This is a genomic window from Natronoflexus pectinivorans (genome assembly GCF_004345615.1).
GTDB lineage: Bacteria > Bacteroidota > Bacteroidia > Bacteroidales > Marinilabiliaceae > Natronoflexus > Natronoflexus pectinivorans.
The window spans coordinates 375,311-389,519 of sequence record NZ_SLWK01000002.1 but is presented as its reverse complement, the minus strand read 5'-3'; the positions used below and the strand labels follow the sequence as shown (position 1 = coordinate 389,519).

At 38.9% G+C, this 14,209-nt stretch carries 13 protein-coding genes; 2 read left to right on the top strand and 11 right to left on the bottom strand.

Features of this window, described 5'->3' with window-relative positions; genetic code table 11:
- Positions 1 to 26: 26 nt before the first annotated feature.
- Positions 27 to 1,487, bottom strand: a complete 1,461-nt coding sequence (gene crtD / locus EV194_RS04960; RefSeq protein ID WP_132432680.1) for a 1-hydroxycarotenoid 3,4-desaturase CrtD — start codon at positions 1,485 to 1,487, stop codon at positions 27 to 29.
- A gap of 137 nt (positions 1,488 to 1,624) precedes the next feature.
- Between crtD and EV194_RS04955 the strand changes: the two genes are divergently transcribed.
- Together EV194_RS04955 and EV194_RS04950 are read left to right on the top strand one after the other, a co-directional pair.
- Positions 1,625 to 3,112, top strand: a complete 1,488-nt coding sequence (locus EV194_RS04955; protein ID WP_132432678.1) for a phytoene desaturase family protein — start codon at positions 1,625 to 1,627, stop codon at positions 3,110 to 3,112.
- Positions 3,113 to 3,124: 12 nt separating this feature from the next.
- A complete protein-coding gene (locus EV194_RS04950; protein WP_132432676.1) occupies positions 3,125 to 3,958 on the top strand; it encodes a phytoene/squalene synthase family protein in 834 nt (277 codons plus the stop codon).
- Here the strand turns inward: EV194_RS04950 and omp85 are convergent.
- The 10 genes from omp85 to EV194_RS04900 form a co-directional block, all read right to left on the bottom strand.
- Positions 3,955 to 5,310: an Omp85 family outer membrane protein gene (gene omp85, locus EV194_RS04945; RefSeq protein WP_132432674.1), complete on the bottom strand. Its 1,356-nt coding sequence runs from the start codon at positions 5,308 to 5,310 to the stop codon at positions 3,955 to 3,957. The two genes, EV194_RS04950 and omp85, sit on opposite strands and share 4 nt — an antisense overlap.
- A 120-nt stretch (positions 5,311 to 5,430) precedes the next feature.
- Positions 5,431 to 6,414: a DUF3137 domain-containing protein gene (locus tag EV194_RS04940; RefSeq protein WP_132432672.1), complete on the bottom strand. Its 984-nt coding sequence runs from the start codon at positions 6,412 to 6,414 to the stop codon at positions 5,431 to 5,433.
- Entirely contained in the window at positions 6,407 to 6,961 is a 555-nt protein-coding gene (locus tag EV194_RS04935) for a LemA family protein (protein ID WP_132432670.1), read from the bottom strand. The genes EV194_RS04940 and EV194_RS04935 overlap by 8 nt, the downstream gene beginning before the upstream one ends.
- A gap of 251 nt (positions 6,962 to 7,212) precedes the next feature.
- A complete protein-coding gene (locus EV194_RS04930; protein WP_165921802.1) occupies positions 7,213 to 7,782 on the bottom strand; it encodes a DUF2589 domain-containing protein in 570 nt (189 codons plus the stop codon).
- 54 nt (positions 7,783 to 7,836) lie between these two features.
- Positions 7,837 to 8,292: a DUF2589 domain-containing protein gene (locus EV194_RS04925; protein WP_262708651.1), complete on the bottom strand. Its 456-nt coding sequence runs from the start codon at positions 8,290 to 8,292 to the stop codon at positions 7,837 to 7,839.
- 867 nt (positions 8,293 to 9,159) lie between these two features.
- Positions 9,160 to 9,912 carry a LytR/AlgR family response regulator transcription factor gene (locus tag EV194_RS04920; protein ID WP_132432666.1) on the bottom strand — a complete coding sequence of 251 codons (753 nt, stop codon included), beginning with the start codon at positions 9,910 to 9,912 and terminating at the stop codon, positions 9,160 to 9,162.
- A gap of 3 nt (positions 9,913 to 9,915) precedes the next feature.
- Positions 9,916 to 10,965 (bottom strand): sensor histidine kinase, encoded by a 1,050-nt coding sequence (locus EV194_RS04915; protein WP_132432664.1) that lies wholly within the window; start codon positions 10,963 to 10,965, stop codon positions 9,916 to 9,918.
- An 8-nt stretch (positions 10,966 to 10,973) separates the two neighbouring features.
- Positions 10,974 to 12,161 (bottom strand): ABC transporter permease, encoded by a 1,188-nt coding sequence (locus EV194_RS04910; RefSeq protein WP_132432662.1) that lies wholly within the window; start codon positions 12,159 to 12,161, stop codon positions 10,974 to 10,976.
- Complete coding sequence (locus EV194_RS04905; RefSeq protein WP_132432660.1) at positions 12,158 to 13,087, bottom strand: ABC transporter ATP-binding protein; 930 nt, start codon at positions 13,085 to 13,087, stop codon at positions 12,158 to 12,160. Before EV194_RS04905 ends, EV194_RS04910 begins: the two co-directional genes overlap by 4 nt.
- Before the next feature lie 256 nt (positions 13,088 to 13,343).
- Entirely contained in the window at positions 13,344 to 14,039 is a 696-nt protein-coding gene (locus tag EV194_RS04900) for a LiaI-LiaF-like domain-containing protein (protein ID WP_132432658.1), read from the bottom strand.
- Positions 14,040 to 14,209: the final 170 nt, after the last annotated feature.

The following is a 14,209-nucleotide window of genomic DNA, read 5'->3' as shown; positions in this document are numbered from 1 at the left end:
TACTTTGAGTCTTCGTGCCTTTGCGTTTAATCTATCATCCCATCCACAATCTTTGCCGATGCCAGGCACAACGGAATTCCGCCACCCGGATGAACACTTCCACCCGTAAAATAAAGGTTTTTATATCTTCTGCTGAAATTTGGATGTCTTAAAAAAGCAGCCAAAGGCGAATTGCTGCTGTGACCGTATAGTGAACCATGCACAGAGCCTGTTCGCTCTTCAATGTCTTCCGGAGTGAGAATTTGCTCAAATTCAATCACTTTCTCAACATCCATATTTAAAACAGTGTTGATTTTTGAAATAATCAACTCTCTCGCACGGGTGGCCTCTTCCTGCCAGTCCTGACCAACATTTTCGGGTGCATTAACCATCACGAACCAATTTTCGCAACCATTTGGTGCATCATCAGGCACCACTTTATTGCTGATGAATATGTAAACAGTCAAATCGTCGGCAAACAATTTGGTTTTAAATAAACCTATGAATTCTGCCTCGTAATCGTTGCTGAAAAGGATGTTATGTACATCCAATTCAGATTTAACTTTCATTCCCCAATAAAAAATAAGAGCCGATGACGACCTCTCCCTTTTCATCAGTTTTCTCAATTTATTGTTGTTAGGCAAAATATCGCGGTAGAAGAGGGTTATGTCGGTGTTGTTTACAACCAGTGATGCCGGATAAATACAATCACCCGTTCGCACACCTGTAACTTCCCTTCCGGAAGTTACCAAACCGATAACTTCGGTGTTAAAAAGGAATCGAACACCCTCCTCTTCAGCCAATTTCTTTAAGGCATTTAAAATGCCATACATGCCATTTTTCGGAAACCAGGCTCCTGTGTTATGCTCCAGATGTGCAATCATATTCAAAGTTGCCGGAGCCCGATATGGGTCGCTCCCGTTGTAAGTGGCGTACCTGTCGAACAACCTAACCAGATAACTCTCACCAAAGGTTCTTTTGTTTCGCTGATGCATGGATGTAAAAACATCCAGTTTGTGTAAAGCTTTTAAGCTTTTCTTCCCGGCATCACCAACAAAGGTGGAGGGTTTATGAATGGAGTTAAACAGAAAAAAATCAGCCGTGTGGGTATAAAGAAAAGATTGCTTTTCTAGGTACTCCTCAACAACCTGTCGGCTAACACCTGAATTTTGAACCTCATCGAGAAATTTATCCCGGTTGCTCCATGCTTTTATGATTTTCCCATCAGGGAAAAAATAGTTGCAGGTCATTGGTAATTCAACCACCCCCAAATAATCCTCCATTCGCTTGCCAAAGAGAGCAAAAAGCTCCTCAACCAAGTGTGGCAAAGTAAAAAGCGAGGGTCCCATGTCGAAACGGTATCCCTTTTGGGTGAATTGAGCCATTTTCCCACCTGCCTCGGAATTTTTCTCCAGAACAGAAACATCATACCCCTTTGCTGCAAGACGCAAGGCTGCAGCAATACCACCGATTCCGGCTCCAATTATTATGGCTGCTTTTTTACTCAAATCAAGTATCTTTTACTTCTGTTTAATAAATTTTCTTGCTTCATTAAACAAAACAAACCCATAAATGGTTTAAATTGCAGTAAATATAGTGCAATCATCAAAAACATTATCTAATTTGCAGAAATAAAGCTAAACGAATGTCCCAAAAAAAGATAATCATAGTAGGTGCCGGACTTGGTGGTTTAGCCACCGCTCTGCGGCTGGCGTCAAAAGGTTTTGATGTCACCATTTTGGAGAAACACCATCAGGCTGGAGGTCGCCTCAATATGCTGGAGAAAGATGGTTTTAAATTTGACTTAGGTCCGACATTTTTCAGCATGAGTTACGAGTTTGATGAACTGGTCCAAAGTTGCGGCATTGATTATCCTTTTGAATTCATTGAGTTGGAGCCTCTTTTCACCGTAAACATTCATGGCATAGGCCAAACCTTTACAATTTATAAGGACCTAGACAAGCTTTCTGCGCAATTTGAACCGTTTGAGCCGGACTTTAAAGCAAAGATGGAAGCTCACCTTCGAAAAACCGAAAGTCTATATAACGATACGGTTAGCCGCATCGTTCACCGGAATTTCAACTCATTTCCCGGTTACCTGTTTCAAATGGCACGAGTGCCGTTAAAACATACCCCTTTACTATTTAAAACCATGTGGAAAGAGCTTTGCGACAGCTTCGAAAGCAAGGAAGCTCGTATGGTATTTTCATTGGTTGGCTTTTTTCTGGGTGCTACTCCTTTTGATACGCCTGCCGTTTTTTCGTTGCTTAATTATGTTGAAATGAAGCACGATGGTTACCACAACGTGAAAGGTGGAATGTATAAAATAGTTGAGAGTTTGGAGAAGGTTCTAAAGGAAAAAGGAGTGAAATTTCATTACAATACAGAAATCACGGGTGCTGTTTATCAAAACAGCACCCTTAAATCCCTCACCGACAGCTCCGGTAAGCAGTGGCAGGCCGATTTGTTTGTGATAAACGCCGATGCGGCATCATTTCGTGGTAAAATACTTAATCGTGCAAAATACAGGGAATCAAAACTTAACAAAATGAAGTGGACCATGGCGCCACTCACCATTTACCTTGGCATTAAAGGAAAACTTGACAATCTCCAACATCATAACTATTTTTTGGGTAACAATTTTGATGAGTACGCCAAAGGTGTATTTAAAAACCGGGTATCGTTTCAAAAGCCATATTATTATGTAAACGTACCCTCAAAGAACAATCCTGAATATGCACCTGAAGGTCATGAGAGTCTTTTTATACTTTGTCCCGCTCCCGATTTGCGGTTCAAACCCGACTGGAACGACCGCGAAGAGATCGCACAAAACATCATTGATGATTTGTCCCGGCGCAGCGGCTACAATCTGCAAGAAATGATAGTCAGCAAAACAATTCTCTCTCCGGAGCATTGGGAAAGCATGTTTAACCTGTACAAAGGAAGCGGACTGGGATTGGCACACGACTTGAACCAAATTGGATGGTTCAGGCCATCCAATAAAGATGAGGAGCTAAAGAATCTTTATTACGTTGGAGCGTCCACCATTCCCGGAACCGGATTGCCCATGACAGTTATCAGCAGCAAACTGACTACTGCCAGGGTAATAGAAGATTTAAACCAAAAGAATTGAAAGGAGGCCGATATGAACATCTACCGCAAAAACAATCTGAAGTGCAGCATCAGCACCACCCGACTTTACAGCACATCATTTTCGCTGGGAGTACGCCTGCTCGATAAAAATTACCGCAATCATATTTACAGCATTTACGGCTTTGTGAGATATGCCGACGAGATTGTTGATACGTTTCTGGAGCACGATCGTGAAACCCTTTTAAACGAATTTCGTGATGACACCTGGAAAGCCATTGAGCGTGGCATCAGCCTCAACCCCATACTGGACAGCTTTCAGCACACGGTGAACGAGTGTAAAATCGACCATGACCTCATCACGGCTTTTTTGGACAGCATGGAGATGGACCTCAATTACAAAACCTACACCCGCAATGATTTGGAAAAATATATTTACGGTTCCGCCGAGGTGGTTGGATTGATGTGCCTGCGCGTTTTTTATGTTGATGATGACGAAGAATACAATGTACTGCGTTATCCGGCACGCAAACTTGGAGAAGCTTTCCAGAAGGTAAACTTCCTGCGCGATGCGCAGGATGACTACCAAAACAAAGGACGCATCTATTTTAAAGACATTGATTTCAATAATTTTACACCCGCAGCCAAACAAAAAATTGAGAAAGAGATACAATCTGACTTTGACGAAGCCTTTAAAGGCATCGTCAGGCTAAAACCACAAGTGAGATTAGGGGTATATCTTGCTTACAGATACTACCTCAATCTGTTCCACAAAATTAAATTTGCTAAACCCGAAGCCATATTAAAACAACGTTACCGGGTTTCAAATCCACAAAAAGGAGTTTTGATGTTTAAGGCATCGGTAAGAAATGCGATGGGGTTGTTTTAAAATAGATAATTCAATCCAACATAAAACCCCGAGTCACCATCCTGCTCATTAACAGCACGTCCGTAATCCACCGCAATAATAAAATTGCGGTTCATAACAACGCGAATACCCAAACCGTAACTCACATGAAGAGCTTCTGCACCAAAATCGAAATAATCATCAATGGGAGCATCAATTCCGGAAATATGAGACTTAACATCAACTTTTGATGTGCTTCTGCCGGCATCCAGAAAACTGTTTACACCCAAATAGAATTGTTGATTTAAAAGGCTAAAATATAGAGGTTTCCATCGGAGTTCAAAATTTCCAAACACCATTCCATCACCAACCACACGGTTACGACGAATTCCACGCAAACTTCGTACCCCACCCAACCCGGTGGATGTAGAACCTGCCATGACCGATGTAATAATCTGCGATTGGTAATACCACGGAACATCGCCCAATATGGTATGCTGCCAACCAAGACGACAGGCGAAAGAGAGGTCTTCGGGTATGATGGTAAAATATTGACGATGGGTAATTGCTAATTTCGAAAAACCTGTGGTTGCGCCCAAAAACTCCGGAGCAACCAATACAACAGCCTCAGTCCAAACACCTCTCATGGGGTTGGGACGATTATCACGCGAATCAAAAACCACTCCGGCCTTTATTTCCGGCACAAAGCCGCCGGTTGAATGTTTTTCGGGGATAATTCCCCAGTCGAGATATCTCTCGTATAGCCCGGGTTGCTCTTCCAAAGAAGGCAGCTGGTCTTCATCGCTTCGTCGGCGGTTCAGGCGGTCAATATCTACAGAACCGATGTCAAAATTCAACAAGTTAACACCTGCTATCCATCTGAAATTTCCGTCACCAATAGCACCCTGAACATCGGTTTTAAACCGGAACAGGTTGTGTTGCATCTTATAGAACATTCTTGAACGATAATCTGCCGAACCATCGTCCTCCCAACTTTTATTAAAAACCGATTCATACCCGTTAAAACCATAAAAATCATAAGCCTGCTCAGGCATATAAGTTAAATCTGTGGTAACTCTCAAACCTTCAAAAAGCCGGTCAGAATCATAATAAAAGCGAAACACTCCACTTCCCCCGGTATATCTGGAAATCTCAAAATAGAGTGAATGGTCATAATCGGGAAATCTGCTGCCATCACCATAATGGAAGAAGTTAACCAGCCCACCATATTGGAATCCCAAGTCGGCATCGAAGGAAATCGCGGGTAACACCCCGAATCCCCAACCCTGTTTACCGTTTTGCACCGGTCCATCTTCGGCCAATAAAGGAGAGAACCCAACTACAACAAAAAACACCGGCACTAAAGCACGAATGATCTCTTTCTTGAAAATCATAACCTGATATATCGAATCAATTTGTTAGAAAAAACACTAATGTCAAGTCAAATCTGAGTTATCTCCCTCGCTCAGCCCTAACCCCCAAGTTAACCCGTCATTTTAATGATTGACTTGATACTAATCTTTTGTCCAGATTCGGGTATTAAGATTTAGTTCATGAATGATTACTTCATTAACACGGAAAAGGTGGTACATGTTTTCAATTTCATGTAAATCCACAATTGAACCAAACAATTTTGGTTCAAAAAGGTCTTTTCTCATACTCAGTGCACAGTAAACACGCGACCCTATAAACGAGAAATGCACGTTGCAATTATACTTTCTTCTGATGTTAACCATCGCCTCCATAATGGTTGGAGTTAAAATATATCTTGCCTCAATCTGGTCGGTTGCATGCACCACAAACTCCTTTTCAAATTCTACATTCTCAAGCACAACCAAAGGAGCGGGACCGGATATTTTCTGAAATTTTCGTCCGATTCTTCCCAGAAAACGCTCAGCAAAGTCGGGAGAGACATAAGTTTTGCCGTGAAATTCCTTATTAAAATCAGCATGAAAAAATAGACCTTTAAAAATGGTGACCCAACGGGTGCGGGTTCGTCCTTTGCTGTCTGTTGTAACTTCGCGGTATTGAGTATGGAGCTCGGAACACTCAAAGTCGGTTTTATCAAGAGTTCCTCTCACCAAATCATCTCCCCTGTATTTGTCAAAACTTCGTCTGAAAATATCGCTGGTACGGTATACTGATTCGGATATCATTCCATCAGCATGATACGACCAATCGGGATTTATTGTTTTAACAATTCTCACAACAACCTTTTCCTTAAAAGCCGACCGATAAGATTTCATTTTTCGACTGGCTTTTATGCCGAAAACAATTATCAGCGCAATAGCACCAATAACCGGTACCAAAAACAAGCCACTCCCTGATTTGCTATACATCAGAATAAAAATGACCAACCCAATAACGGAAAGGACTATTCTAAATAACTCCTGCTGATATTTTCGTCTTTCTCCTTTTAATTCAACCAGGTGAGGTTCAATTTTTTCATTGTAAAGCGCTCCAAGGTTTACTTCCCTCGGATTGTATGCATTATCCATTGAACAAATCCTTAACGTTTACATTTTGTCTTTCAATTTCAGGGATTAGAAATACCTCTTTTCGCTCCATTCCCATCATTCCGGCCATCATATTTCCAGGAAAAGTCTGAATTCCATTGTTATAATCGGTAACAGCTGCATTGTATGCGCGGCGTGCAGCAGATATTTGAGATTCCACCTCATTGAGTGTTCTTTGTAGGTTGAGAAAATTCTCGTTTGCTTTTAAATCGGGATAGTTTTCAACGGCCACCATAATTCCTTTTAAGGTACCGGAAATCTGATTGTCCAAATCAACCTTTTCATCATTGTTTAACGACCCGGAAACGGCTCTTGCTCTTAATTCGGTAATTTTCTCCAACAATTCCTTCTCGTGTGATGCATACTGTTTTACGGTGGAAACGAGATTAGGGATTAAATCATATCGTTTCTTCAACTGAACATCCATGCCACCATAGGCATTATCTACTTCGTTACGTCTGCGAATCAGCCCGTTATAAATCAATATAACAATTAAGACCAAAACTACAACTACAATTATTGCTGCCATGTTTTATTAGATTAGATGATGATAAACTTATATTAAATCAGTACGTCAATTTTAAATATTTCGGGATAGAATAAATTCAGTTCGTATTAATATAAAGGCTGAATCACAAAAAGAATCCCACCGGGATTCTTTTAATATTAAAAGCAATTCTCATGTTCACTCAGTAAATTTACATAAAAAATGAAAGCCTAATCTATTTATCTGGTCAATAAATAAATCAGGCTCAAAATAATTTATACAGGATTGTTAGGTTACTTTTCGGAAATAGGGGCTGTACAACTAGCAAGGATGTCCATTAGTCTGCTCAATCCTTCTGTGGGTGGTTGTTGTTTAGCAGAAACACTTATCTGATATTTAGCTGTCTGATTTGTGCTTCGGGTGTTCTCTTTTGAAGTTGTAACTTTTCCGTTAACTTTCACACTCCCTTTTCCCCATAAGCCCAATTTAAAACTTCCCTTTGCTTCAGCAGATGCCTCTTTTTCATTTTTATTTGAAGAGGCTGTAACTGAGTTTACCTCCATCTGAAAATCAACTTTTACATCATCAATCAATAGTGACGGAATGGGAACTAATCCCAAAAAAGGAGCCTGAACTTCAACATTTGAAGTTTTAAGGCCTTCATTGGTCTCGACGGGACGTTGAAGAGTAAAATTCAATAAATTAGGCTTTGAAAAATCTCCATCCTCAAAACCTATCTCTGTCATGTATTTGTAGGCAGTTTGAGCCAATTTCGACTGAGCCTCGCAAGCTGCCACCAATGGTGCAGAAATAAGGTCGTCCATAGATAATCCTTCAAGTTTTTTTGTAATACTGTTTGCCATAACAAATTTGTTTTAAGATTAAAGTTATTTTAAGTCAAGAATTGATGCTATTTATTAGCTGTCAGTTTGATTTTCATCGCTTTCCGGCTCATCAGGTAAGTTATCAACCGGTAAAATGGTCTTATCAAATTCATCCACAATTCTGGACACACCTTCAGGTTTTTGACAGGATTTGAATTTGATTTTAACAGAAACTGCATTATCACTTCTATCGCTTGGAGTAAAATCAATGGCAAAGCTTGCACGATCTACATCTTCTTTTCCTTCTCTCAGATTCTTTAAAGCCACTCCATTAATCTGTGCTTTAAAATCAATCTCCAGTTCATCGACGTAAAGCGAATGTTGATTCATTAATGAAATAACAGGAACTTCTATACTCCTGTTGTCAGGCAAAAACACAGTACGTGTGACTGGTTTACCTTCATCATCAAAAAACTTTTCCATTAAATTGACATAGTGCTTTGCCAATATTTCCTGTGCAGTATTCACTGAATGCTGCATCCCCCTCATTATATCAGATAGTGTGTGTTTATTAGAGGGTTTACTTTTCCAAAAAACCATTCCAAAAATTTTATATATTAACTTATTTATTCTTTATTACAGTACAGCTAAAAATATAATAGTTAGCCATAGTAAATATCCAGTTCACGATCGATATTAATTTCTTAAGCAAAACACTGTTAAAGCATAAGCTGAAAGAATATTACACAGAAGATAATAAAAAACACAATCATCTGTTAAACATACATAAATAAATAATAAACACAATACAAAACCGATAAAATAATACTTACTAATTACATAACAGTTTATACAAAAAATTTACTTATGCATTAATAATCAGATGATTTTAATTTAATTATGTTATTAAAATTTAACCGAACTTTATACCCTTGAATAAACATACACTATCAGTAATGGCAAGTTTTACTTAGGGATTGCTGAAAAACTTTTACATAATTAATAATGTGTGACATAGCCTTGTTCTCAGTCATTAAAATGCAAGCTTTTTTAATATAACTATAGAATTTCCGTGCATTGAAAAAGCTGGAAATAATGGGAACTTCCGCCTTTGAAAAATGCCGTTAAGAATAACAATGTGACAGGCGTAAAAATATGCGTTGTTTGAGCGTAGCGAGTTCGCAGATTTTAGCCTGGCAGATTGTTATTTAGGCAATTTTTCAACAGCGGCGGCATTTTTTGCTTACTTTTTTTTGCTGTTGAAAAAAAGTAAGAGCCCGTCCGGCTTGAGGACAAAAGAAGTATTATTTTGGTCTGCTGACTTTTTCAGCAGACCCTACTTAGTGAGTATCTTAATTAAGTGAATGACTAAAATGGTGAGTTATTCTGAAGGATCGAGAACCCAAAAACAACAAATCAAATACCCAATTGCTCCCTTAGTTTTTTATATCCTGAACGGCTGATTCTTAGCTTATGATCCGGATTTACTATGGCTACATACGAATCTTTGTCATAGGGTTCAATACGGGATATCTTACTGATGTTTACGATATAAGAGCGGTGAATTCTAACAAAAGATGAATCGTTCAGATGAGATTCATAGTAGCTCATGGTCTGGTTTTTCATAAAACGGCCTTTGGCCGTATAAATCATCACATAATCCTCCTGAGCTTCAAGAAAAATAATTTCATTTATCGGAATGACCTCCATCCCACTCCCCTTTTTCACCACAATGCGGGATAAAAGTTCCGGAGTGCTCTCCCTGATCTTTTCAACCGGCAAGGGCATGGCCTCGGAGTTGCTACCAACCCTCTCCAATGCCTTTTTAACAGCAGAATCAAACCGCTCCTTTGAAAATGGTTTAAGAAGGTAATCCACTGCATTTAAATCGAAAGCTTTTATGGCATATTCATCATAGGCTGTCGTAAAAATGACGTTTGGTCGCTTTTCAAGTACCTCAAGCAACTCCAATCCATTCACCTTTGGCATCTGAATATCCAGAAATATTAAATCAGGGTTGATATCCTTAATCATTTTCATGGCATCAAAACCGTTGGAACATTCACCAGCTATCTCAATTTCGGTCAAATTTTTAAGATACAGCCTTACCAATTGACGCGCAGGCTGCTCATCATCAATGATTAAAACCTTAAAATTATTTATTGCCATAACTTAACTGTTTTGTGGGATAATCAGATGAACCATAAATTCGTTCCCGACATTTTCTGTCCTCAATAAACCTTCCCGGTTGTACATATTACGAAGAATATTGGCTGTACTTCGAAGTCCCATACCTTCGCCTTTTGGCGAAGGTAAAGAGACATCGCAGTTATTTGAAATTGAAATCTCCAGATTAGGATATGTAAAATTACATTTAATCTTTACCGTTACAGGGTCAAGACTTTCGTATAACCCGTGTTTTATGGAGTTCTCAAGCAATGGTTGTAAAACCATTGCCGGTAATCTGCATTGATTACATCTTTCTGACACCTCTTCTTTGTAAATTAATAAATCACCAAAACGAACCTTTTCAATATCCATATAACGACGAATATTTTGCAACTCATCACATACAGGAATTAATTCGGTATGTTTATTACGCAACGAGTAGCGAAGCAGATCCGATAGTTGGGTTATCATACGTCTTGCTTTTTCCGGCTCTGTGATGGTAAGTGAGCTTACAGAATTTAAACTATTAAACAAAAAATGGGGATTTAATTGAGATTTTAAAGATTTAAGCTCTGACTCCTTTACCTGCTTTTTTAAGACCTCCTCCTGTAATCGCTTTTCCTCAAGGTCACGATAAAACACAAAAAAGTGGTACATCACCATGATCATCATAAAATGTTCGATTCCCCATAAGGCGCGGATTGGTATTATTTGTTTAGCCAGTGCCACATAATAAGAATTGTGACCAAGAAGCATGTGACTTACAATTCCTGAAACCAACATCCAGGCAATCACACTTAAAACCCCAACCAAAACATTGGTTACCAATCTCCCTGAAATGGAGTTATCTCCGCCCCCATAGCCAATCGGATACCATAAACTGAACCCCACCACCACCATGACAGCGCTGTAAACCAACCCGTCGATGAATGCATCCTGCCAGTTAAGGTTGCCATAATAATATAAAAGAGCTGCAGGCACCAGCGCATGTATCACCAAAAAAGGCAACAGACTGAATACAGTGTATTTATGTGATAAAACCGGGTGCAGCATAATTCTGTCTATTTGGACTCTTTAAGCATGCGAAAAACATCCTTCCATGTGGGTTCGTTTCCATTTATCAAAATGGAAACATGAAATATCCGGGCAGCAAGCTTCCTTATATAATAAAAAGCTAACGCCAATAAAATAAACGATCCCAAAATCTCCCACCATGCAACATCAGTTACCACAAATCGCATAGGCATTGCGGAAGCAGAGAAAAGCGGAAACCAAGAAAGAAAAACAGCTACGTGATTATCGGGATTTAAAAGGAGCAAAAAAGAGGCTCCAACGAACAATGAAGGCAAAATCATTAAAGACGACTTGACTGAGTTATTGGGATCAGTTATAATTGAAGCGATTGCGGCTAAAACAGAATTCCAGAGTAATACCCCAACCACAGTAAATGATAAAAAAAGCAGAATAGAAGGCACATGTAAATATGCCAGCACGCTGGATAACGGAGAGCCGGTTATCTGAAAATAAATAATCCCACCTAAAATACTGATGATGGTATAAATAAGTATAGAAGAGAATCCAGTCAATGTAATGCCCAAAATCTTCCCATCCATCCAGACCTGTGGCCGAATAGCTGAAACAATCTGCTCTGTAATTCGCAGTTGCTTTTCGCCTGTAATAGCTGTGAACTGATATGCGAAACTGATAAAAACAGCCATCACCATCATTCCCGAGAAAAAGATTGCCATGATCCTTCGTTCCCTGCTTCCGGCAGTGAAATAATAAACCTCGTTAACATTTGCAGGCTTTAAAACATATTGCAAACTCTCTCTTGGCAAATCAATCTCCTGCATGGCCTGTCTACTGCGATATTCATCCAAATAACGTTGTAACTCTTTTATCCTTCCGGAATTTCTCCAACTGTGTACTTCAAATGTTGCTCCCTCCTGAGTTAAAAGCAATCCTGATTTTCTTTCAGGCAATTCCGCAATAAAAGTCTCCTGCTCCTGATAATCTGAAATTGTCACATCAAAGTTTTCACTTAACAATTCAATCAACTCTCCATCAACATCATTAGCAACAAATATTGGAGATTTATCCTGAGATGCCTTAAAAGCATAACTACTTCCAAAAAAACCAATAACGAAAAATACCAGCATTATAACTATACCAATCAATTCATTCTTTATCTTAAAGAAACGATGGTACTCCCACAACATAACCGTCTTTAATTGTATCCAATAATTCATGAACGATGATTTTTAACCAGATTAAGAAAAATATCATGCAATGTATATTTTTGAGTACTGAATTCTGTAATTCCCTGAAAACCTGACAACTTTTTTAGTATGAACTCCATTTTGGTTCCGGGCATAAAAGTAACTTTTATTTGCTTCTCATCTACAGCCTCAACATGCTCAACCTCTTCAATTTCGGAAATTCTATTTACTGGAGCATGATCTTCAAAAGCAAGATCTAAAACCATCCTGTCGCCAAATCTGTTGTAGATATCGGGTAAAGAGCCATTATACAATTCACATCCATCGTTTATCAAAAACACTTTATTGGCAACTCTCTCAACCAATGCCATTTGATGAGCACTTAACAGAACTGTTGTACCATTGCAATTAATCGCTTTGATGAATTCTATGAATTTCTCCTGATTAATAGGATCAAAACCTGAAAAAGGCTCATCCAGAATTACAAATTCCGGTTCATGTAATATGGAGGCAATAAACTGAATTTTCTGTTGATTTCCTTTGGAAAGCGCCTGAAGCTTTTCATTGGCACGATCAGCCAATTCTAATTTTTCAAGCCAATGCATAGCAGCAGCCTTTGCCTTTGGTTTTTGCATCCCTCTTATACCGGCAAGATAAATTAGGGAATTAATTACCGGCAAATCCAGATACAACCCTCGCTCCTCTGGAAGGTAACCCAGCCGGGAAGCCAAAGGAAAACCATTTCCCTGCCCTTTTAGGTTCCAGCTAATTGTGCCCTCATCGGCATGAATGATATCCATTAATATTCTTATGGTTGTTGTTTTACCTGCACCATTGGGTCCTAAAAATGCAAATACATCTCCTTCCGCAACAGAAAAGGAAATGTTATTAACCGCATCTATATCTTTAAAGCGCTTTCGTAATCCCTCTACTTGTAAAATTTCTTGTTTAGTCACCTTTTTGATCCTTTAATATAAAGTATATCTTATTTTTTTAACTGCTTCAGATAAAACATCGAAATTACCAGATCAATATGTTTTGGTATTGAATAACCATCCCAATTAAGTATGTACCCGATGAACCATGCAATACTCAAGTTGGTCTGATCTTCTGCTAAGCCAGAAAAAATTCAGGATTATAATCCTGAATTTGAGACTTTTAATCCATTAAAATAAAGTCAATATGCAAGATTTATGACGTCATATACTTGCATCAATAACTAACCAACTCCCCTCCTCCAAAAATGGTTTCGCCTTTAATGACAAGAGTTTTACTGGCATCAACACCTTCACCTCCTGGAACACGTTTGTCAGTGAAGCCTCCAAGAATACTTGTTACCTCAATCTTTATATTCCATTGGCGGGGAACGATCAGCTTCACTCCTCCAAAGATGGCTGTCATCTCAATGGTTGCGCCATTGTCTGATAATTCTGCATCAATAAGATTAATCTCACTTCCTCCAAATATCGACGTAATTTCACCTCCCTTAAGGTTTTTAGAGTCAATTCGGGTGACATTACCACCAAAAATTGTTATCTCTTCAATATAATCATCGCTGTTGGAGTGATAGTGTAAAGGAGCATTTTTTTTTCGCTTGCCTCTTAAAATTGCAACTCCAATGATTATCAACAAAACAGGCCAATATTTCCATATTTCCCTCATGGAAAAATCATCGACCAAATGCGGCATCATAAAATACGAACCAATGGTCAGCAAGATTAAGCCGGCCAGCCAATCACGATTAATAAAGCTGATCATAGATATGGCCACCAAAATCATTGGCCAGCGCATTATTACGTTATAAATATGTTCGGGAATCAATCCAAGATTACCTCCCAACAATATTAAACCGGCCAGTAATACTACCAGGCCAAAACCATATTTTCCGGATGCTTTACAACTACCCATAATAATTATTTAAAATATTATGAAGTAAAAATAGACCATGCAACTGAATCAACCAACCCAAATTCGATAAACGGAAGAAATTGCCAGATGAATACCGAATTTTGGGGATTCACAAAATCATCTTCAAATGCTAAAAAACAATAAAAGCCGAAACATTTTCTCTAATTTAT

Coding starts and splice junctions, on each gene's coding strand:
- EV194_RS04935 (WP_132432670.1), bottom strand. CDS start 6,961: ATGGCAGCAATAATTGTAGTTGTAGTTTTGGTCTTAATTGTTATATTG.
- EV194_RS04900 (WP_132432658.1), bottom strand. CDS start 14,039: ATGGGTAGTTGTAAAGCATCCGGAAAATATGGTTTTGGCCTGGTAGTA.
- EV194_RS04940 (WP_132432672.1), bottom strand. CDS start 6,414: ATGGATAATGCATACAATCCGAGGGAAGTAAACCTTGGAGCGCTTTAC.
- EV194_RS04950 (WP_132432676.1), top strand. CDS start 3,125: ATGAACATCTACCGCAAAAACAATCTGAAGTGCAGCATCAGCACCACC.
- EV194_RS04930 (WP_165921802.1), bottom strand. CDS start 7,782: ATGGCAAACAGTATTACAAAAAAACTTGAAGGATTATCTATGGACGAC.
- EV194_RS04920 (WP_132432666.1), bottom strand. CDS start 9,912: ATGGCAATAAATAATTTTAAGGTTTTAATCATTGATGATGAGCAGCCT.
- omp85 (WP_132432674.1), bottom strand. CDS start 5,310: ATGATTTTCAAGAAAGAGATCATTCGTGCTTTAGTGCCGGTGTTTTTT.
- EV194_RS04925 (WP_262708651.1), bottom strand. CDS start 8,292: ATGAGGGGGATGCAGCATTCAGTGAATACTGCACAGGAAATATTGGCA.
- EV194_RS04955 (WP_132432678.1), top strand. CDS start 1,625: ATGTCCCAAAAAAAGATAATCATAGTAGGTGCCGGACTTGGTGGTTTA.
- EV194_RS04915 (WP_132432664.1), bottom strand. CDS start 10,965: ATGCTGCACCCGGTTTTATCACATAAATACACTGTATTCAGTCTGTTG.
- EV194_RS04910 (WP_132432662.1), bottom strand. CDS start 12,161: ATGAATTATTGGATACAATTAAAGACGGTTATGTTGTGGGAGTACCAT.